Source organism: Mesorhizobium sp. 113-1-2 (assembly GCF_016756475.1).
In the GTDB taxonomy this organism is placed as follows: Bacteria; Pseudomonadota; Alphaproteobacteria; order Rhizobiales; family Rhizobiaceae; genus Mesorhizobium; species Mesorhizobium loti_C.
Map to the genome: position 1 here is coordinate 3,994,645 of NZ_AP023242.1, position 19,515 is coordinate 4,014,159.

The 19,515-nt window shown below is 65.4% G+C and carries 17 protein-coding genes and 1 riboswitch; of the genes, 9 read left to right on the forward strand and 8 right to left on the reverse strand.

The genetic code is table 11. The features are described from left to right. Positions 1-762, forward strand: coding sequence for a cobalt-precorrin-6A reductase (locus JN279_RS19375; protein WP_096447198.1), 762 nt, complete (start codon positions 1-3; stop codon positions 760-762). Here JN279_RS19375 and JN279_RS19380 read toward each other — a convergent pair. The 8 genes from JN279_RS19380 to JN279_RS19415 all read right to left on the reverse strand — a co-directional run bounded on the left by JN279_RS19380 (position 726) and on the right by JN279_RS19415 (position 10,928). Continuing rightward, positions 726-1,490 carry a precorrin-3B C(17)-methyltransferase gene (locus tag JN279_RS19380; RefSeq protein ID WP_096447196.1) on the reverse strand — a complete coding sequence of 255 codons (765 nt, stop codon included), beginning with the start codon at positions 1,488-1,490 and terminating at the stop codon, positions 726-728. The genes JN279_RS19375 and JN279_RS19380 overlap by 37 nt on opposite strands. Then, positions 1,487-2,245: a precorrin-2 C(20)-methyltransferase gene (locus tag JN279_RS19385; protein WP_096447194.1), complete on the reverse strand. Its 759-nt coding sequence runs from the start codon at positions 2,243-2,245 to the stop codon at positions 1,487-1,489. Before JN279_RS19385 ends, JN279_RS19380 begins: the two co-directional genes overlap by 4 nt. Continuing rightward, on the reverse strand, positions 2,242-2,874 hold the full coding sequence (locus tag JN279_RS19390; RefSeq protein WP_096447192.1) for a precorrin-8X methylmutase: 633 nt from the start codon (positions 2,872-2,874) through the stop codon (positions 2,242-2,244). The genes JN279_RS19385 and JN279_RS19390 overlap by 4 nt, the downstream gene beginning before the upstream one ends. Positions 2,875-2,876: 2 nt before the next feature. Then, a complete protein-coding gene (cobG, locus tag JN279_RS19395; RefSeq protein ID WP_096447190.1) occupies positions 2,877-4,370 on the reverse strand; it encodes a precorrin-3B synthase in 1,494 nt (497 codons plus the stop codon). Next, positions 4,367-7,966 carry a cobaltochelatase subunit CobN gene (locus JN279_RS19400; protein ID WP_202350001.1) on the reverse strand — a complete coding sequence of 1,200 codons (3,600 nt, stop codon included), beginning with the start codon at positions 7,964-7,966 and terminating at the stop codon, positions 4,367-4,369. The genes cobG and JN279_RS19400 overlap by 4 nt, the downstream gene beginning before the upstream one ends. A gap of 19 nt (positions 7,967-7,985) precedes the next feature. Then, positions 7,986-9,023, reverse strand: coding sequence for a cobalamin biosynthesis protein CobW (cobW, locus tag JN279_RS19405; protein ID WP_096447186.1), 1,038 nt, complete (start codon positions 9,021-9,023; stop codon positions 7,986-7,988). A 2-nt stretch (positions 9,024-9,025) separates the two neighbouring features. After that, on the reverse strand, positions 9,026-9,454 hold the full coding sequence (locus JN279_RS19410) for a DUF1636 family protein (protein WP_096447184.1): 429 nt from the start codon (positions 9,452-9,454) through the stop codon (positions 9,026-9,028). Positions 9,455-9,494: 40 nt separating this feature from the next. Continuing rightward, positions 9,495-9,699: riboswitch (cobalamin riboswitch) on the reverse strand. 29 nt (positions 9,700-9,728) lie between these two features. Continuing rightward, entirely contained in the window at positions 9,729-10,928 is a 1,200-nt protein-coding gene (locus JN279_RS19415; RefSeq protein ID WP_096447182.1) for a winged helix-turn-helix domain-containing protein, read from the reverse strand. A gap of 334 nt (positions 10,929-11,262) precedes the next feature. Here JN279_RS19415 and JN279_RS19420 point away from each other — a divergent pair, with 334 nt between their 5' ends. The 8 genes from JN279_RS19420 (at position 11,263) to nuoG (ending at position 19,514) form a co-directional block, all read left to right on the forward strand. Continuing rightward, complete coding sequence (locus JN279_RS19420; protein WP_095204098.1) at positions 11,263-11,628, forward strand: NADH-quinone oxidoreductase subunit A; 366 nt, start codon at positions 11,263-11,265, stop codon at positions 11,626-11,628. After that, positions 11,619-12,200 carry a NuoB/complex I 20 kDa subunit family protein gene (locus JN279_RS19425; protein WP_015317338.1) on the forward strand — a complete coding sequence of 194 codons (582 nt, stop codon included), beginning with the start codon at positions 11,619-11,621 and terminating at the stop codon, positions 12,198-12,200. Before JN279_RS19420 ends, JN279_RS19425 begins: the two co-directional genes overlap by 10 nt. A 4-nt stretch (positions 12,201-12,204) precedes the next feature. Further along, a complete protein-coding gene (locus tag JN279_RS19430; protein ID WP_096447180.1) occupies positions 12,205-12,810 on the forward strand; it encodes an NADH-quinone oxidoreductase subunit C in 606 nt (201 codons plus the stop codon). A 9-nt stretch (positions 12,811-12,819) separates the two neighbouring features. Continuing rightward, the gene (locus tag JN279_RS19435; protein WP_096447178.1) at positions 12,820-14,010 is read left to right on the forward strand and encodes an NADH-quinone oxidoreductase subunit D; all 1,191 of its coding nucleotides are present in this window, start codon (positions 12,820-12,822) and stop codon (positions 14,008-14,010) included. Then, positions 14,011-15,291 (forward strand): NADH-quinone oxidoreductase subunit E, encoded by a 1,281-nt coding sequence (locus tag JN279_RS19440; RefSeq protein WP_096447176.1) that lies wholly within the window; start codon positions 14,011-14,013, stop codon positions 15,289-15,291. 10 nt (positions 15,292-15,301) lie between these two features. After that, complete coding sequence (gene nuoF, locus JN279_RS19445) at positions 15,302-16,606, forward strand: NADH-quinone oxidoreductase subunit NuoF (protein WP_095204093.1); 1,305 nt, start codon at positions 15,302-15,304, stop codon at positions 16,604-16,606. Between the two features lie 62 nt (positions 16,607-16,668). After that, positions 16,669-17,358, forward strand: coding sequence for an NADH-ubiquinone dehydrogenase (locus tag JN279_RS19450; RefSeq protein ID WP_096447174.1), 690 nt, complete (start codon positions 16,669-16,671; stop codon positions 17,356-17,358). 74 nt (positions 17,359-17,432) lie between these two features. Further along, positions 17,433-19,514, forward strand: a complete 2,082-nt coding sequence (nuoG, locus tag JN279_RS19455; RefSeq protein WP_096447172.1) for an NADH-quinone oxidoreductase subunit NuoG — start codon at positions 17,433-17,435, stop codon at positions 19,512-19,514. Position 19,515 lies beyond the last annotated feature (1 nt).

Here is a 19,515-nt window from a genome sequence, read left to right on the forward strand (position 1 = left end):
ATGACCCACCGCATTCTGATCCTCGGCGGCACCACGGAAGCCCGGCAACTGGCCGGCAAGCTGGCGGTACGCGCCTTGGTCACGCTGTCTCTGGCCGGCCGCACCGAAAGCCCCGTCGCGCAAGGCGTGCCCGTGCGAAGCGGAGGCTTTGGTGGCGCCGAGGGCCTGGCCGCCTATCTCGGGGAGACGGGCACGGACCTGCTGATCGACGCCACGCATCCCTATGCCGCGCGAATCTCCGCCAATGCCGCGCAAGCGGCGCGGCTGACCGGCGTGCCGATCCTCGCCTTGCGCCGTCCCGGCTGGGAACTGATCGAGGGCGATCGCTGGACTGAAGTCGATGCGGTTGGTGATGCCGTGCGGGCGCTTGGTCAGGTGCCGCGCCGCATCTTCCTGGCGCTTGGCCGGCAAGAGGTTGCTGCCTTCGAAGCCGCACCGCAGCACCACTATCTCATCCGTAGCGTCGATCCGGTCGAGCCGAAGCTGGCCGTGCCGGATGCGAGCTATCTGCTGGCGCGCGGGCCGTTTGGCGAGGCGGAAGAACGCGCGCTGCTCGAAAACCATCGCATCGACGTCGTCGTGTCCAAGAACAGCGGCGGCGCTGCCACCTACGGCAAGATTGCCGCCGCGCGGGCGCTCGGCATCGAGGTGGTCATGGTGCGCAGGCCTGATCTGCCGGAGGTGCCTTCGGCTGAAACCGTCGATGAGCTCGCCGCCATGGTCGGTCATTTTGTCGAGCCCGCTGCCGAACGCGGCGTGTAGACCAGCGCCGGCCTGTCGCCGCGCTTGATGATCCGGGTTTCCGGCGAACCGATGATGATGCAGGTCGCCATGTCGGCCTTCCGCGCGTCGACATCGGCGAGCAGGTAAACCTCGATGCGTTCGTCCGGCCGGCCGGCGGCGCGGCCGAAAATGACAGGCGTGGTGCCGGGCAGGATCGCGGTCAGGCACTCGAAGGCGCGGCCAAGCTGCCAGGGGCGCGCCTTGCTGATCGGATTGTAGAGCGCAATGACGAAGCCGGCGCCGGCGGCCGCCAGGAGGCGCAGCTCGATCAGATCCCAGGGCTTCAGATTGTCGGACAGCGAGATGGCGCAGAAATCATGGCCGAGCGGGGCGCCGATACGGGCGGCAACGGCGAGCATTGCGGTGATGCCAGGCACGACCGCCACGTCGACAGCGCGCCATTCGGCCGGCCCGGCCTCGATCGCCTCGCAGACGGCGGCGGCCATGGCGAACACGCCGGGATCGCCACCCGAAACCACGGCAACGTCATGGCCCTCGGCGGCCTTGATCAAGGCATCCTTGGAGCGGGCGAGTTCCTCGCGATTGTCGGAGGCAACGCGGGTCTGGTCCGGGCGCAGTTCCAGCCGGTCGAGATAGGGCTTGTAGCCATAGAAGAATCTTGCCTCGGCCACGGCGCGGCGGGCTTCAGGGGTGACCTGATCGGCATTGCCGGGCCCGAGGCCGATAACGGTAAGGCGGCCGCTCATGCCTGCACTCCCAGCGCGCCGGGCCGGCCGGACCAGCCGGCGACCAATATGATGGCAAAGTAGGGCGCCTTGTCGTCCTGCTTGTCGGCGAGCTTCATCGAGACGCTGCCGGCCATGGTGCCGCGCTCGACATAGACGGCGCGCGTCAGCTTGCCGGTGGCTTCCAGCGCCCGCCTGATCTTGGGCAGGTTGCGGCCGACCTTCATGATGACGGCGGCATCGGTGTCGGCCAGCCTCCGCGTCAGCTCGAATTCGCTCATCGTGCCGGGCAGCACGGTCAGCACGTCATCGCCCTGGACGATCGGCACGCCGGTTTGCGACCAGCAGCCGGACATTGCGGTGACGCCGGGAATGACTTCCGTTGGGAAACGATGGGCAAGCCGCACATGCAGATGCATGTAGGAGCCGTAGAACAGCGGGTCGCCCTCGGACAGCACGGCAACCATCCTGCCCGCCTCGAGCTGTTCGGCGACCTTCTCGGCCGACTCCTCGTAGAAACCGGTGATTTGCGAGCGATAGTCGTCGTGATCCTTGTCGATCTCGGTTGTGACAGGATAGAGCAGTGGCAGTTCCAGCATGTCCGGCCGGAAGCGCGCTTCGACGATGGCGCGCGCATTGCTGTTGTTGCCGCGCTTGGCGAAATAGGCGACGACATCCGCCTGGGCCAAGGCACGCGCGGCCTTCAGCGTCAATAGTTCGGGGTCGCCGGGACCCGTGCCGACGCCGACAAGCCTTCCTTTGGGGAGCGCGTTCACAGGCCCGGCCTCGCCAGCGAATTGAGCGCGGCTGCGGTCATGGCGCTGCCGCCAAGCCTGCCGCGCACGATGGCATAGGGCACGCCATAGGAATTCTCGGCCAGCGCATCCTTGGATTCGGCCGCGCCGACGAAGCCGACCGGCATGCCGATGATGGCCGCCGGCTTCGGCGCGCCGTCGCGCAGCTTCTCCAGGAGATAGAACAGTGCCGTCGGCGCATTGCCGATGGCGACGACCGAACCGGCCATGCGCTCGCCCCACAGGTCTATGGCGGCCGCCGAGCGGGTGTTGCCGATCGCCTTGGCAATGTCGTGCGTGCGCGGGTCGCGCAGCGTGCAGATCACCTCGTTGCCGGCCGGCAGCCGGGCGCGGGTGACGCCATGCGAGACCATCTCCGCATCGCAGAAGATCGGCGCGCCGGCGGCAAGGGCCTTGCGCGCGGCGGCGACGAAGTCGGGCGAAAAAACGAAATGGCTCGATGCTTCGACCTGGCCGCAGGCATGGATCATGCGGATGGCTACATCGGCCTCGGCTTCGGAGAAGCGAGACAGGTCCGCCTCGGCGCGGATGATGGCGAAGGAGCGCTCGTAGATCGCCGTGCCGTCGTGGATGTAGTCGTAGGCGGCCATGGTCATTTCCGTTTTTCAGTTTGCGCCTGTTGGTAAGTCTCGGCGATTGCCGCCGGCCCGAGCCTTATCAGGCAAGCGGCGGCGGTCTCGCCCTGAAATCGTGCGCTGCGGATCACTGCTGCGACGCGACTGAAGCCGCGCGCGGCGTCATAGCCCGGCCTGTAGCCGGCAGGAAGGGCCTTTGCCGTCGCGTTCACGACAAGTCCGGCTCCATTTTCGCCGCCGACGATTGTGAGCGCCGCCGGACCGGGATGCGCGCAGCCCTTGGCGCAGCCGGAAATGTGCAGGGTGAAGTCGAGAATATCGGCGTTTTCGGCGGCGATGGTCTCGGCGATGTTGCGCGTCGCAATGCGGCCGGAAGCGCAGGCCGGCGCGCCGGGGCAGGCGGCGATGCGGGTGCGCGGATCGGTGGGGGCGGTGACGAAGCCGAGGGCGGCGGCGGTGTGCTGGAGAGACTGGTTGGCGGCGGATGGTTGGCCGAGGAAGAGCAGGGCGCGGCCCGGGGCGAGGCGGATTTCGGTGGTGCCGAGGGCGAGGGCGCTTTGCGCGAGGGCGATGAGTTTGTCGGCTGGCATGCTGCCGTAGGGGAGGCCGATGCCGAGCGCGAAAGTTTCATAGGCTAAAGGGAAAAGGCCAATAGGTTTGCGCGAGGCCCCCCCCTCTGTCCTGCCGGACATCTCCCCCTCAGGGGGGGAGATCACGCTGTCTTCTCGGCTTTCGCCAATCTCCAACGTTGTTAGAAGAGAGCTGGCGGCCGGGCTGCCGATCTCCCCCCTTGAGGGGGAGATGTCCGGCAGGACAGAGAGGGGGGCCTCGCGCAAACCTGTCGAGCATAGCCAGCCCGACAGAGACACCAACTGCCTCTCGGACAAATCCCTTGCGTGAGCCTCACGGCCTTTCTCGGCCACCATCCTCAGCACTGCGATGGCAACATCGCGCGCGGCGTCGGCTTCCGCCGCGACCAGCGATCTTGCGCTCTGCCCATCACCCGCAACAGACACCTGCCACCGAACCCCGGCATCGCTCTGCACCGCCTTCAGCCGCACATCGGCCGTCACGGCATCCAGCGTCAGTTGCCCGCCACCGTCGACAACCACTGACACCTTCGGCCCCAGCCTTAGCGTCAGTCCGGCGTCCTCGAGCGCCACCCTGATCCGCTCAGCCAGCGGCCGCGCACCGGCGATCTCTTGCGGGTCGATGCCCGCGAGCGGCCCTGTCTCCACCGGCACGCCAGTCCGCACCGCAATGCCCAGCGCATCGACTTCCGCCGCCAGCAGTGCGGCGCTCTCCGCTGTCAGCCCACGTATCTGTAAGCTGCCACGCGCGGTTACCTCCATGATGCCGTTGCCATGCCGCAAGGCGGATTCGGCCAGTCCGATCAGAAGCTTGGGCGACAATCCTCCCGAGATCGGATTGAGCCGCACCAACAGCCCGTCGCCGGTCTGCATCGGTGCCGACAAGGCCGGGCAGGCGCCGCGGCGCGAGAAGGCGTTCATGCCGCCACTCCCAGCGCCTCGGCCTCGGCAATCAGCGCGGCGAGATCGTCGTCGATGGAATTGCGCAAGGGATGCCACAGGCCACGCCGGCGCGCCGACAGGAAGCGCTCGGCGATGACCTTGGCCGCCGCCGGATTCTCTCGCAGGATGAAGGCGCGAACTTCCGCGTCGCCGACATAGGCGTCGTGCACGGCCTCGATCAGTGCGCCTGAAATGGCATGGGTGGTTTCGGCGAAGCCAACCAGCCGGTCGACGGTCTCAGCGAATTCCGAGGCGCCGCGCGGGCCGTGCCGCATCTGGCCTGAAATGAAGCGGGCATTGACGGCGCGGGCGCGCACCACCCGCGATACGGCCTCACCGATCGAGCGTGGCTTTGGCTTTTGCGGGTCTGTCGTGTCGAGCACGATGACGTCGGCATTCCGGCCAAGTGCTGCAAGCGCGGCCGAAAAACCGCCGATGAAGGCGACGTCGGCGGAGCCTTCGAGGATGTCGCGGCCGGGATCGTCGCCGGTGTGGACGAGAAGATCGGCCTCGGCGATGCGGGTTTCGAACGCGCCGGGCGCCGAGATGCCTTCGCCGCCGGCACCGCCATAGGCGTGCGAAGTGGCGTCGAGATAGGCCCGGCCGATTTCTTCGCGCGCCGCCCAGTCGCCACTGGACAAAAGATCCTCGACGCCGGCGCCGTAAGTGCCGGGCGAGGTGCCGAAGATGCGCGGGCTGATCTTGCCATCCGCTCGGGTCCGGGCGGCGAGCGGGTTTTCCGAATCGTCTTCATCGCGAGCGGCAACGGCATTGGCGGCGGCGTCGATCAGCGCGATCTGGGTCGGGAACATGTCGCGGAACAGGCCCGATATGCGCCAGGTGACGTCGACGCGCGGGCGGCCGAGCGTCGCCGGCGGCAGCACCTCGATGCCGGTGATGCGGCCGGTGGCGGCGTCCCATTGCGGCCGGCAGCCCATCAGCGCCAAGCCTTGCGCGATCTCCTCGCCGCCGGTGCGCAGCGAGGCCGAGCCCCAGAGATCGATGACCAGCGAACGCGGCCAGTCGCCATGCGACTGCAGATAGCCGCGCACCACTTCTTCCGCCGCCGCCTTGCCCAGATCGTAGGCGGTCGGCGTCGGCATGGTGCGCGGGTCTGATGTGAACAAATTACGCCCGGTGGGCAGGACATCGGAGCGTCCGCGCGCCGGCGCGCCGGCCGGGCCGGCCTTGACGTGACGGCCATCGAGCGCGGCAAGCAGCGCGGCCTTTTCAGCCTCGGCACTTTGGCGACGCATGGCGTCGGGTTCGTCCTCGGGCGCGCGGCCATAGATGTGCAGCCCGTCCTTGATGGCGAAATCCTTGAGGTCGCAGAGCCAGGCGTCGATGCGGCGCAGCGCCTCGTCGGGCGCATCGGTCCTGGCGACGCCGGCCTCGGCGGCGAGGCCGGTTTTTTGGGCGGTGTCGACGATCAGTTTTGCCAGGCGGTCACGGCGGCGGCGGTCGAGGCCGTCGGCCTGGGCGTATTCGTCGACCAGGCGCTCGAGTTTGTGCTGGTCTTCGTCCAGTCCCGCACCGGTGAGCGGCGGCGGCAGATGGCCAAGGGTGACGGCGGCAATGCGCCGCTTGGCCTGTGCCGCCTCGCCGGGGTTGGAGACGATGAAGGGGTAGATGACGGGCAGTGCGCCGGTGACGATCTCGGGAAAGCAGGTTTGCGACAGCGCAACCGTCTTGCCGGGCAGCCATTCCAGCGTGCCGTGCGCGCCGACATGGATCAGGGCGTGGACGCCGAGCAATTTGCGCAGCCACAGGCCGAAGGCGATCAGGGCGTGGCGCGGCGGGAGGGTCGGGTCGTGGTAGTCGGCGCGGCGATCGGCGGAGCGGCCGCGATCGGGAGCCAGCGCCACGGTGATGTTGCCGAAGGTCGCGGCGCGGAAGGGGAAGTGCGGCGAGGTCGGCGCTTGAACACCCCCCTCTGTCCTGCCGGACCCGGCCCTTCGCTGTCGCTCCGGGCGTTCGTCGCTCGGAAAGCCAAGCAATTGGCTTTCCGTCCGCTGCGCGGACCACTCCTCACCCCCCTCAAGGGGGGAGATTGGCAGTTCGGGCGCCGGATCTCCCTCTGCAACGGTCGCTACTGGCGAGGGCGGTGACAACGGCATGATCTCCCCCCTTGAGGGGGAGATGTCCGGCAGGACAGAGAGGGGGGCCTCGCGCAAACCTGTCTCTTCTGCTTTCCCCCACGCCGCCTCAACGGCAGTCATAGCCTCAGCGGGCACCTCTTTCGATAAGTCTAAATAGTCATCCAGCCCCAACCCCTGACCGCCCGCATCCAGCATCTCCAGCAACCCACGCGCCGTTTGCGGAATCCCCCCAACCACATAACCCTGCTCCTTCAGGTCATGCAGCATGGCCAGCACGCTCGACGGGACATCCAGGCCGACCGCATAGCCAGTCCTGCCAGGCGCACTCGGGTAATCCGGGATCAGGATAGCCAGCTTGCGCGCGGCACGGGGCGTCTCCTGCAGCTTGATGAAGGCGACCACACGCTCCGCCACCTGCGCCACGCGATCCGGTTCCGGCCGGTTGGCGAAGGCACGATGGCCAAGTGCCGGATCGACATCGCTTTCGCCCTTGAAGGAAATGGCGCCGGCAAGGATGCGGCCGTCCAGTTCGGGCAGCACGACATGCATGGCGAGGTCGGCGGGGGCCAGGCCGCGCTGGTTGTTTTCCCAGACGTCGCGGCGGGTGGTGGCGACGATGACCTGGAAGACGGGAACGCCAGCGCGGTCGAACAGGGTTTCAACGCCCGGTTCGGCGCCGGAGGCGAAAGCGGTCGCGGTGATGATGGCGGCGGGTTTGAGCGTAGCGTGGGCTGTTTCGACGAAGGCTAGGGACGCCGGGTCTTTCAGGCTGGATACGAAGATGGGGACAGGCGCCATGCCGCGCTGCCGCAGCGCTTCAAAAAGGGCGTCGATCGGCGCGACATCGGCGGCCAGCAGCATCGAGCGGTAGAAGAGAATGGGTACGACCTTTCCCTCTCGCTCGAGGGGGAGGGGGACAACGCCGCGGCCTGGCTCGTAGTAGCCGGCCTTTGGCACCGCCACCGGCTCAACAACGGCCGCGTCCTGTCCAACCAACCCCGCCAGCCGCAGCACCAGCGCGCCCAAATTGGCCGGCCCGCCCTCGCGGAAATAGCTGAGCAGCGTGTCCAATTCCTGGCGCGGCAGCGTCGAGGCTTCGATCAGCCTGATATCCTCGTCGTGGCTTTCACCGGGAAGCAGCGCCAGTTTTATGCCGCGTTCGCGGGCGATCGAGGCCAACTGGTCGCAGCCATAGCGCCACCAGTCGTAGCCGCCGAGGATGCGCACCAGGATGATCTTGGCGTGGCGGGCGACGCTGTCGATCCAGAGGTCGACGGACATGGGATGGCGCAGGTCGCGCAGAGCGGCCAGCCTCATCGAGGGCAACCGGCCGGCGTCGGCCTTCCACGCGGCCGCCAGGCCGGCGAGGTCGCTGTCGGTGAAGGACAAGGCCACGATATCCGCCGGCGTCTGCCGCAGATCGACCGGCTCGGCGAGATCGTCGAGCGAGGCGGAGGTCGTGGTGAGGATATGCATCGCGGCCCGTGTCTAAAAATCAGCCGGCGAGTATACGCTCGATTGCCGGGCGGTTCAGCCCCTTGAGGCCGATGACGACCAGGCGCGAGCGGCGGTCGTCCTCGGCGGTCCAGGCGCGGTCATAGTAATGATTGACGCGTGGGCCGACAGCCTGCAGCAGGAGCCGCATCGGCTTGCCGCCGACCTCGACGAAGCCTTTCACGCGCAGCACGTTTTCCTGTTCGGCGGCGGTGGCGACGCGCTTTGCCAGTTCGTCCGGATTGGCGACCGAGGCAATGTCGACGATGAAGGTGTCGAAGTCGTCATGCTCGTGGTCGAAGGCGCCGTCATGATGCGACTTGCGGTTTTCGATGTCGTCCTCGACCGCGAGACCGAGTCCGAGCAGTACGGAAGGATCGACCTTGCCATGCGACGTCGGCACGATCCTCACGGCGCGGGCGGAGTGCTCGCCAATGATGGCGTTGGCGCGGGCCGAGCCGGCGGCGTCCATCAGGTCGCTTTTCGACAGGATGATCAGATCGGCGCAGGCGATCTGGTCCTCGAACACTTCCTCGACCGGGTCGTCATGGTCGAGGCTGTCGTCAGCAGTCCTCTGCGCCTGCAGCGCGTCCATATCGTTGGCGACACGACCTTCGGCCAGCGCCGGGCCATCGACCACGGCGATGACTCCGTCGACGGTCACGCGGCTCTTCACTGTCGGCCACTGGAACGCCTGGACCAGCGGCTTGGGCAGAGCGAGGCCCGAGGTTTCGATCAGGATATGGTCGACCTTGGGGTTGAGCGACAGGATCTGGTCGAGCGCCGGCACGAAATCGTCGGCCACTGTGCAGCAGATGCAGCCATTGGCCAGCTCGACGATGTTTTCCTCGGGGCAGGTGTCGATGCCGCAGCCTTTCAGGATTTCGCCGTCGATGCCGATGTCGCCGAACTCGTTGACGATGATCGCGATGCGCTTGCCGCCGGCGTTTTCCAGGAGATGGCGGACCAGCGTCGTCTTGCCGGCGCCAAGGAAGCCGGTGACGACGGTGCAGGGGACACGGGAGACGGAAGCGCTCATGATCAATCCTTCAACAGGTCGAGAGGTGGAATGCGGGCAACGAGGCCGCGCTTGAGGGAATCGGGCCGGCCACGCCAGGGGATGAGGCCGTCGGTCGAGGTGGCGAAGAGTTTGGCGCCGGTGACGAGGTCGGCGCCGCTGGCCGCGGTCAGGTCGCCGAACACATAGCTCCAGCAGCCGTCGCGCAGGATCGCCGCGCTCAGCCGGCGCTTGCAATTGCCAAGGCACTCGACCGTGCGCACTCGGATATGGTCGTCAGACGCTGCACGGCGCGTGTCCTCGGCCAACAGTTCGCCGGCGCGGGGATGGGCGTCGGAGCCGGTCTCGTCGCGACAGGAGGCGCAGACGATGACCGTGATGCCGGCCAAGGCTTCGCTGTCGGCGGACGAGATATCCGCTGTGCCAGCCGAAAAACTGCTGTTCTGGTCCAAAAAGCCGGGCTCCTTGCCCGGAAACCCGCCGGGCGATCGGATTCTTCTGTCGCAGACGGCAGGTCTCCTGGCTCGCGGGTCATCGCCTTGGGTGCCGCCTTCCCGGGAAACTCCCAGTGGCTTTCGGCCTTGGCTCTTCGCTTACAGTTGCGGGGACAGCCGCGGATTTGAGATTTTCATCCCGCACCGCATTCCCTCTTAGCCCCTGCCGTTGCGGGCAAGGGACCGTCTGAACCGGATTTAGGCTTTTGCAGGCAGCGGTGTCAACGCGCGGCTACGACACGGCGATGTCGGCCAGCGCCGGGCCCAGATCGCCGGCCGGCGTCACTTCCATGCGTTCAAGGCCGAGCCAGCCCTGCATCTGCTTCAGTTCCTCAAAGAGCTGCGCAGCGGTTTCAGGCGGTGCGTTGGGCTCAGGGTAGGCGGCATGGACGCGCAGGACGCTGGCTGGCCGGTCTGCCTTGAGGTCGACGCGCGCGACGATCCGGTCGCCGAACAGGAACGGCAGGACGTAATAGCCGTATTGGCGCTTCTCAGCTGGCGTGTAGATCTCGATGCGGTAGTGGAAATCGAACAGCCGCTCCGAGCGCGATCGTTCGAACACCACCGGGTCGAACGGCGCCAGCAAGGCGCGCGCCTCGATTTTCCGGGGCAGGCGCGCGTCCTTGTGAAGGTAAGCCGGCTTGTCCCAGCCTTCGACTCGCACCGGCACGAGCTCGCCCAACTCGACCAGTTCCTCCAACCGGCCCTTCATGTCGGCCGGCGACAAGCGGAAATAGTCGCGCAAATCGCCTGATGTCGCGATGCCGTGGGCGCGGGCGGAAATGCGCAGCAATTCGCGATGCGCGTCCTCCGGGGCGGGCACCGGCAGATCGAGGATCGCCTGCGGCAGGACGCGCTCGGGCAAATCATAGAAGCGCTCGAAGCCGCGGCGGTGCGCCGTGGTGATGCGCCCGGCCCAGAACAGCCATTCGAAGGCATGTTTGGCATGGCTCCAGCCCCACCAGCCGCCCGAACCCTTCTGGCCTTCGAGCGCGGAGGCGGCGATCGGGCCGCGCTCGGCGACCGCGCGATAAATCTCTTCTATATAGGCGGCGTGCTCGCGGCCCCATTTGGCCAGGCCCAGATACATCTCGTCGCCTTGCTCGGCGCGCTGCATGCGCCAGCGCATCAGCGGGTAGGTTTCGACCGGCAGGAAGGAGGCCTCGTGCGCCCAGTATTCGAACACCGTGCGCTTGCGGGTCACCGCGGCATTGTCGAGTAAGGCGAGCGGGTAGGGGCCAAGCCGCGAATAGAGCGGCATATAGTGAGCGCGCACTACCGCGCTGACGGAATCGATCTGCAGCAGGCCGGTGCGGGAGAGCACGCGGGCGAGGTGGCGGCGGTCAGGTGTGCCATTTGGGCGCGGATCGAGAAATCCTTGAGCGGCGAGCGCGATGCGCCGTGCCATGGCAAGCGAGATCTTTTCCTTCATGCAGCTGTCACTCTAAGGGCGTCCAGGTCGAGAGTCCGATGGGTGATTCCGGCCCATGCTAGCAGGGTTTTGGCGGCAACCCTGTCAGGAGAGAAAAGTGGAGTAAAAAGCGAAGGAAATCAAACAAGAGCGGATCGGACCAGTTTCTCCGGATATGCCGTCCAGGTCGGGCTTTTGAACAAGGTTTGACTTGCTTCGCTGGAAGTGCTGCGCTAACCCTCGCCGCGTTGCAGCATAGGCCCCTTAAAACGGTTCAGCGGTTAATCTGTCACGCTTCCGCATTAAGGTCCGGTGCTGTAATCAAAGTGGATTGGCGCCAACGGAAAGCCGCTGCATGAACGCACTCCTCAGTTCGTACCTGCCCATCGTCCTGTTCATCGGCGTGGCGCTGGTCGTCGGCCTGGCGCTGCTGGCCGCTCCGTTCCTGGTGGCCTACCGCAATCCCGATCCCGAAAAGCTTTCCGCCTACGAGTGCGGTTTCAATTCGTTCGACGACGCCCGCATGAAATTCGACATCCGCTTCTACCTGGTGTCGATCCTGTTCATCATCTTCGACCTCGAAGTGGCCTTCCTGTTTCCCTGGGCGGTGTCCTTCACGAAGATCGGCATGCTGGGTTTCTGGTCGATGATGGTGTTTTTGGCAGTGCTGACCATCGGCTTTGCCTATGAATGGAAAAAAGGAGCGCTGGAATGGGATTGAACGACAGTTCAGGCACCCTCGTCGCGCCGAAGCCGAAGGGCATTATCGATCCCAACACTGGGAGGCCGGTGGGGGAGGACGATCCCTTCTTCCTTGAAATCAACAATGAGCTTGCCGACAAGGGTTTCCTGGTCACCTCGACGGAGGCGCTGATCACCTGGGCGCGCAGCGGCTCGCTGATGTTTATGACTTTCGGTCTGGCGTGCTGCGCCGTCGAGATGATTCACACCTCGATGCCGCGCTACGATTCGGAGCGCTTCGGTGTGGCGCCGCGCGCCTCGCCGCGTCAGTCCGACATCATGATCGTCGCCGGCACGCTGACCAACAAGATGGCGCCGGCGTTGCGCAAGGTCTACGACCAGATGCCGGAGCCGCGCTACGTCATCTCGATGGGCTCGTGCGCCAATGGCGGCGGCTATTACCACTATTCCTATTCGGTGGTGCGCGGCTGCGACCGCGTCGTGCCAGTCGACATCTATGTGCCCGGCTGCCCGCCGAGCGCCGAAGCTTTGCTCTACGGCATTCTTCTCCTGCAGAAGAAAATCCGCCGCACCGGCACGATCGAACGGTAAATCCATGGCCGCATCCCTTAGCGAACTGTCGACCTATCTCGGCGAAAAGCTGATCGGTCGCGTCAATGACGCTGACATTGCCTATGGCGAGCTCACCATCCATGTCGAGCCGGGCAACCTCATCGAAGTGGTGACGTTTCTGCGCGACGATGCGCGCTGCCAGTTCATCTCGATCATCGATGTCTGCGGCGCCGATTATCCGTCGCGCGCCAAGCGCTTCGACGTTGTCTACCATCTGCTTTCGCCGAAGCAGAATGTGCGCATTCGCGTGAAAGTGCAGGCCGACGAAGAGACGATGGTGCCGTCCATCACCGGCGTTTTCCCGGGCGCCGACTGGTTCGAGCGCGAGACCTACGATCTCTATGGCGTGCTGTTTTCGGGCCATCCGGATCTGCGTCGCCTGCTGACCGATTACGGTTTCGAAGGCCACCCGCTGCGCAAGGATTTCCCGCTGACCGGCTTCGTCGAGGTGCGTTACGACGACGAAGCCAAGCGCGTCATCTACGAGCCGGTGGAACTCAAGCAGGAATTCCGCAATTTCGATTTTCTTTCCCCTTGGGAAGGCACGGACTATGTGCTGCCCGGGGACGAAAAAGCCAAGACGAATTGAGGCGCCAGAATGGCTGAAACCTCCGTCCGCAATTTCAACATCAATTTCGGGCCGCAACACCCTGCGGCGCATGGCGTTTTGCGCCTCGTGCTGGAGCTTGACGGCGAAGTCGTCGATCGCGTCGATCCGCATATCGGCCTGCTGCATCGCGGCACCGAGAAGCTGATCGAGGCCAAGACCTATTTGCAGGCGGTGCCTTATCTCGATCGGCTCGATTATTGCGCGCCGATGAACCAGGAGCATGCCTTTGCACTCGCCGCCGAGCGCCTGCTCGGTATCGAGGTGCCGAGGCGCGGCCAGCTGATCCGCGTGCTTTATTGCGAGATCGGCCGCATCATGTCGCACATCCTCAATGTGACGACGCAGGCTATGGACGTCGGCGCGCTGACGCCGCCGCTGTGGGGCTTCGTCGAGCGCGAAAAGCTGATGGTGTTTTATGAGCGCGCCTCCGGCTCGCGCATGCATGCCGCCTATTTCCGGCCCGGCGGCGTCCACCAGGACCTGCCGCGCCAGCTGGTCGAGGACATCGGCAAGTGGATCGACCCGTTCCTGAAGTCGATCGACGACCTCGATCGTCTTCTGACCGGCAACCGCATCTTCAAGCAGCGCAATGTCGATATCGGCATTGTTTCGCTGGCCGACGCCTGGGCCTGGGGCTTTTCCGGCGTCATGGTGCGCGGTTCGGGCGCGCCATGGGACCTGCGCAAGTCGCAACCCTATGAATGCTATTCGGAAATGGATTTCGATATTCCGATCGGCAAGAACGGTGACTGCTACGACCGTTACCTCGTGCGCATGGAAGAGATGCGCCAGTCGGCCCGGATCATGCGCCAGTGCGTCGATCTCTTGCTCGGCAAGGAAAGCACCGGCCCGGTATCGAACTTGGACGGCAAGGTCGTGCCGCCGAAGCGCCAGGCAATGAAGCGGTCGATGGAAGCGCTGATCCATCACTTCAAGCTCTACACCGAGGGCTATCGCGTGCCGGCCGGCGAGGTCTATGCGGCCGTCGAGGCGCCGAAGGGCGAGTTCGGCGTCTATCTCGTCTCTGACGGCACCAACAAGCCCTACCGCTGCAAGCTGCGCGCGCCTGGTTTTGCGCATCTGCAAGCCATGGATTTCCTCTGCCGCGGCCACATGCTGGCCGACGTCACCGCCGTTCTTGGCTCCCTCGACATCGTGTTTGGTGAGGTCGATCGCTAAATGTCAGTCCGCCGTCTCGCAGAAGCCAGCGTCCAGCCAGCCTCCTTCGCCTTCAACAGGGCGAACGCGGCAGCGGCGAAGCAATGGATCAAGAAGTACCCGAAAGGCCGCGAGCAGTCGGCGATCATTCCCTTGCTGATGATCGCGCAGGAGCAGGAAGGCTGGGTCACCAAGGCGGCGATCGAGACGATTTCCGACATGCTCGGCATGCCCAGGATTCGCGGGCTCGAGGTCGCTACTTTCTACACGCAGTACCAGCTCAATCCCGTCGGCACCCGCGCCCACATCCAGGTCTGCGGCACCACGCCCTGCATGCTGCGCGGCTCGGAAGCGCTGATGGATGTCTGCCGTTCGAAAATCCATCACGACCAGTTCCACACCAACGACAAGGGCACCTTGTCGTGGGAAGAGGTCGAGTGCCTCGGCGCCTGCGTCAACGCGCCGATGGTCATGGTGTTCAAGGATACGTTCGAGGATCTGACGCCAGAACGGCTGGCCGAAATCATCGATCTCTATGACGCGGGCAAGGGCGCCTCGGTGGCGCCGGGACCGCAGAACGGTCGTACCGGCTCGGAGCCGGCCTCCGGCCTGACGACGCTGAAGAGCGAAAAGGCGATCCTCAAGTCGACCCGTGACAGGGAGGCCAGGGAGGCTGCAAAGGCCGCCAAGGCGGCACCCGGCGCGATCATTGCCGCGCCCGTTCCGGCACCCGCTGCCGCTCCCGTCGCACCGTCCAATGCCAGCAAGCCGAAGACCGATGCGCCTGAAACCAGCCCGGCGTTGAAGACACCGTCAAAGACCAAGGTGGCGCCGGCGGCGGAGAAGGCGGCGAGCGTTTCGGCGCCGCTGCATTCGGCCGCCAACGCCAACATGGCAGCGCCGGAAGTCGAGAAGGTCTCCAAGCAGCGCAACGGGCCGACGGCAAAGGCTGAACCGGCCACTGCCTTCAAGGCGCCGGAAACCAAGGCGCCGGCCGCAAAGCCGGCGAAACCGTCGCTGGAGGACAAGAACCGTCCGGCCGGCATCGACAGGCCGGCCGCGGTCGACGATCTCAAGCTCATCTCCGGCGTCGGCCCGAAGATCGAGGGCGTCCTGCATACGCTGGGTATTTTCACCTTCGCGCAGGTCGCTTCCTGGAAGAAGGCCGAGCGCGATTGGGTGGATGGCTATCTCTCCTTCCACGGCCGTATCGACCGTGACGACTGGGTCAAGCAGGCCAAGGCGCTCGCCAAGGGCGGTGTCGCCGAATACATCCGCGTTTTCGGCAAGAAGCCGGTCTGAGGGACGAAAAATGCTTCAGGACAAAGACCGCATCTTCACCAACATCTACGGCCTCTTCGACAAGTCGCTGGCTGGCGCGATGGCGCGCGGCGCCTGGGACAACACGCCCGGCATCGTCGCCAAGGGGCGCGAATGGATCGTCAACGAGATGAAGGCGTCGGGCCTGCGCGGCCGTGGCGGCGCCGGCTTCCCGACCGGCCTCAAATGGTCGTTCATGCCCAAGCAGAGCGACGGCCGGCCGAGCTATCTGGTCATCAATGCCGACGAATCCGAACCCGGCACCTGCAAGGACCGCGACATCCTGCGCAACGATCCGCACACGCTGGTCGAGGGCGCCTTGCTCGCCGGTTTCGCCATGGGCGCGGTTGCCGCCTACATCTACGTACGCGGCGAATTCATCCGCGAGCGCGAGGCGCTGCAGCGCGCCATCGAGGAGGCCTATGAGGCCAAACTGATCGGCAAGGGCAACACGTCAGGCTACGATTTCGACGTCTACATGCATCATGGCGCCGGCGCCTATATTTGCGGCGAGGAGACGGCGCTGCTGGAGAGCCTCGAAGGCAAGAAGGGCCAGCCCAGGCTGAAGCCACCATTCCCGGCCAATGTTGGGCTGTACGGTTGTCCGACAACCGTGAACAATGTCGAGTCGATCGCGGTGGCGCCGACCATCCTGCGCCGTGGCGCGGCCTGGTTCTCGTCCTTCGGCCGGCCCAACAATGTCGGCACCAAGCTGTTCTGCGTGTCGGGCCACGTCAACAACCCGTGCACCGTCGAAGAGGCGATGTCGATCCCGTTCCGCGAACTGATCGAGACGCATTGCGGCGGCATCCGCGGCGGCTGGGACAATCTGCTCGCGGTCATTCCGGGCGGCGCCTCGGTGCCGCTGGTGCCGGCAGAGCAGATCATCGACACGCCGATGGATTTCGACGCGTTGCGCGACCTCAAATCCGGCCTCGGCACAGCGGCCGTCATCGTCATGGACAAGTCGACCGATGTCGTGAAGGCGATCGCGCGGCTGTCCTATTTCTACAAGCATGAGAGCTGCGGCCAGTGCACGCCGTGCCGCGAAGGCACCGGCTGGATGTGGCGGGTGATGGAACGGCTGGTGCGCGGCGAGGCGCAGAAGCGCGAGATCGACATGTTGCTCGACGTCACCAAGCAGGTCGAGGGCCACACGATCTGCGCGCTGGGCGATGCCGCGGCATGGCCGATCCAGGGCCTGATGCGGCATTTCCGTGGCGAGGTGGAGCGCCGCATCGACGAGTTTTCGCGCAACGCGCACCGGGCCGAACCGGTGATGGTGGCGGCCGAATAGACGAATTTGTGAGTTTGGGAATAACGGGGCGGGGCGAACGAAGAAACGACCAGGAGAACTCTATGGCGGCGTATTCGACACCCTACCCAATGATGCCCAATTTGGACCAGATCGAGAAGATGAACCAGGACCTGACCAGGATGATGCCGAAGGAGATGGCCAGCGCCGTCAACCTTTTCGTGCATCCTGTCGCGGGTGCGGCGGCGATGTCGGCGCTTGGCATCGGGCTCGCCAACCACGCCTTCGGCGTCTGGCTGGGCGCGCTCACAGGAGCCGCCGAGGCATCGCAGCGCCTGATGCAGCCGCTGATCGAGGATTTCGAGGCGCGCGTCGAGCAATTCGAGGACACGTCGTCCATCAAGGCGCGGGCGACGACCAAGACCCTGATTGCCGAGGCGCAGTCCTTCGCGCAGGAGGTCACGGACATCGCTGCCAAGGAAGCCGCCACCACGGCGCCGGCGGTGAATGTCGCTCCGGCAACGGGCGAGGCCGCCGATGTGCTGCTGCCTGAGGATTTCCGCCAGCCCAAGGCTATCGACAAGCCGGCGAAACCGTCGGACCTCAAGGCGATTTCGGGCATCGGCCCGAAGCTGGAAAAGGTGCTGAACGGGCTCGGTATCTGGACATATGCCCAGATCGCCGCGTGGTCACCTCAGGAGATCGCCTGGGTCGACGACTATCTGTCGTTCAACGGCCGCATCGGCCGCGACGACTGGACCGCCCAGGCGGCTGTGCTGGCTGTGAAGAAGTGAATGAAATGCCGGACGCTGCGTCTGCCGCGCCCGGGAAATGAGATTGCGGGAAATCCGCAGGGGTCTGAAGCGATATGGCAAAGCTCAAGGTCGACGGGAAAGAGATCACTGTACCCGACCACTACACGCTGCTGCAGGCGGCGGAAGACGCGGGCGCGGAAGTGCCGCGCTTCTGCTTCCATGAGCGGCTGTCGATCGCCGGCAATTGCCGCATGTGCCTGATCGAGGTGAAGGGCGGGCCGCCCAAGCCGCAGGCCTCCTGCGCCATGGGCGTGCGCGACTTGCGCCCCGGCCCCAATGGCGAGCCGCCGGAAATCTTCACCAACACGCCGATGGTCAAGAAGGCCCGGGAAGGCGTGATGGAGTTCCTGCTGATCAACCATCCGCTGGATTGCCCGATCTGCGACCAGGGTGGCGAGTGCGACCTGCAGGACCAGGCGATGGCCTTCGGCGTCGATTCCTCGCGCTATCACGAGAACAAGCGCGCGGTCGAAGACAAGTATATCGGCCCGCTGGTCAAGACGGTGATGAACCGCTGCATCCATTGCACGCGCTGCGTCCGCTTCACCACGGAAGTCGCCGGCATTTCCGAACTCGGCCTGATCGGCCGTGGCGAGGATGCCGAGATCACCACCTATCTCGAAAGCGCGATGACTTCGGAATTGCAGGGCAATGTCATCGATCTCTGCCCCGTCGGTGCGCTGACCTCCAAGCCGTTTGCCTTCCAGGCGCGGCCGTGGGAGCTGACCAAGACCGAATCCATCGACGTGATGGACGCTGTCGGCTCGGCGATCCGCGTCGATAGCCGTGGTCGCGAAGTGATGCGCATCCTGCCGCGCGTCAACGAGCAGGTGAACGAGGAGTGGATTTCCGACAAGACCCGCTTCATCTGGGACGGGCTGCGCACGCAGCGCCTTGACCGCCCCTATGTGCGCAAGGACGGCAAGCTGGTTCCGGCGAGTTGGGCCGAGGCGTTTGCCGCGATCAAGGACGCGGTGTCGAAGGCCGCGCCTGAGAAGATCGGCGCCATATCAGGCGATCTCGCTGCGGTGGAAGAAATCTACGCGCTGAAGCAGCTGATGGCTTCGCTCGGTTCGAAGAACACCGACTGCCGCCAGGATGGCGCCGCACTCGATCCGTCGCTCGGCCGCGCCAGCTACATCTTCAATCCGACCATCGAAGGCATCGAGCAGGCCGACGCGGTGCTGATCATCGGCGCCAACCCGCGCTATGAAGCTTCGGTGCTCAATGCGCGCATCCGCAAGCGCTGGCGGGTCGGCAATCTGCCGGTCGGCGTCATCGGCGATGTCGGCGATACGCGCTACGAGTACGAATTGCTGGGCGCCGGACCGGATTCGCTGAAGGATCTGGCCGACGGCAATGGCAAGTTCTTCCAGACGCTGAAGAAGGCGACGCACCCGCTGATCATCGTCGGCCAGGGCGCTCTGGCGCGCGCCGATGGCGCGGCGGTGCTTGGCCAGGCGGCGAAGCTCGCTGCTTCTGTCAACGCCGCCCGCGCCGACTGGAACGGCTTTGCTGTGCTGCACAATGCGGCGGCCAGAGTCGGCGGCCTCGATCTCGGCTTCGTGCCGGGCGAGGGCGGCAAGGATGTCGCCGGCATGCTGGGCGAGACGGACGTGCTGTTCCTGCTCGGCGCCGACGAGATCGACATGGGCAAGACCGGCGGCGCCTTCGTCGTCTATATCGGCACGCATGGCGACCAGGGCGCACACCGCGCCAACGTCATCCTGCCGGCTGCTGCCTACACGGAAAAGTCTGGCACCTACGTCAACACCGAAGGGCGCGTGCAGCAGACCAACCGGGCCGGCTTCGCACCGGGCGATGCCCGCGAGGATTGGGCGATATTGCGCGCCCTGTCCGACGTGCTGGGCAAGAAGCTGCCATTCGACTCGCTGCCGCAGCTGCGCGCGAAGCTCTATGGTGAATACCCGCATCTGGCCCGCATCGATCAGGTCGCGGCCGGCAATGCCGAGGATATCGCCAATGTGGCGAAGCTTGGCGGGCGGCTGAACAAGGGCACCTTCACCTCGCCGGTCAAGGATTTCTACCTGACCAACCCGATCGCGCGGGCGTCCGCCGTGATGGCGGAATGCTCGGCACTGGCCAAGAGCGGCCTCAAGCAGGCGGCGGAATAAG

Bases quoted from the DNA above. Each gene is read 5' to 3' on its own strand.
- JN279_RS19420 (WP_095204098.1), top strand. From the start codon at position 11,263: ATGAACGCACTCCTCAGTTCGTACCTGCCCATCGTCCTGTTCATCGGC.
- JN279_RS19400 (WP_202350001.1), bottom strand. From the start codon at position 7,966: ATGCATATCCTCACCACGACCTCCGCCTCGCTCGACGATCTCGCCGAG.
- cobW (WP_096447186.1), bottom strand. From the start codon at position 9,023: ATGAGCGCTTCCGTCTCCCGTGTCCCCTGCACCGTCGTCACCGGCTTC.
- JN279_RS19375 (WP_096447198.1), top strand. From the start codon at position 1: ATGACCCACCGCATTCTGATCCTCGGCGGCACCACGGAAGCCCGGCAA.
- JN279_RS19390 (WP_096447192.1), bottom strand. From the start codon at position 2,874: ATGGCCGCCTACGACTACATCCACGACGGCACGGCGATCTACGAGCGC.
- JN279_RS19415 (WP_096447182.1), bottom strand. From the start codon at position 10,928: ATGAAGGAAAAGATCTCGCTTGCCATGGCACGGCGCATCGCGCTCGCC.
- JN279_RS19440 (WP_096447176.1), top strand. From the start codon at position 14,011: ATGTCAGTCCGCCGTCTCGCAGAAGCCAGCGTCCAGCCAGCCTCCTTC.
- JN279_RS19430 (WP_096447180.1), top strand. From the start codon at position 12,205: ATGGCCGCATCCCTTAGCGAACTGTCGACCTATCTCGGCGAAAAGCTG.
- JN279_RS19425 (WP_015317338.1), top strand. From the start codon at position 11,619: ATGGGATTGAACGACAGTTCAGGCACCCTCGTCGCGCCGAAGCCGAAG.
- nuoF (WP_095204093.1), top strand. From the start codon at position 15,302: ATGCTTCAGGACAAAGACCGCATCTTCACCAACATCTACGGCCTCTTC.
- nuoG (WP_096447172.1), top strand. From the start codon at position 17,433: ATGGCAAAGCTCAAGGTCGACGGGAAAGAGATCACTGTACCCGACCAC.
- cobG (WP_096447190.1), bottom strand. From the start codon at position 4,370: ATGAACGCCTTCTCGCGCCGCGGCGCCTGCCCGGCCTTGTCGGCACCG.
- JN279_RS19435 (WP_096447178.1), top strand. From the start codon at position 12,820: ATGGCTGAAACCTCCGTCCGCAATTTCAACATCAATTTCGGGCCGCAA.
- JN279_RS19380 (WP_096447196.1), bottom strand. From the start codon at position 1,490: ATGAGCGGCCGCCTTACCGTTATCGGCCTCGGGCCCGGCAATGCCGAT.
- JN279_RS19450 (WP_096447174.1), top strand. From the start codon at position 16,669: ATGGCGGCGTATTCGACACCCTACCCAATGATGCCCAATTTGGACCAG.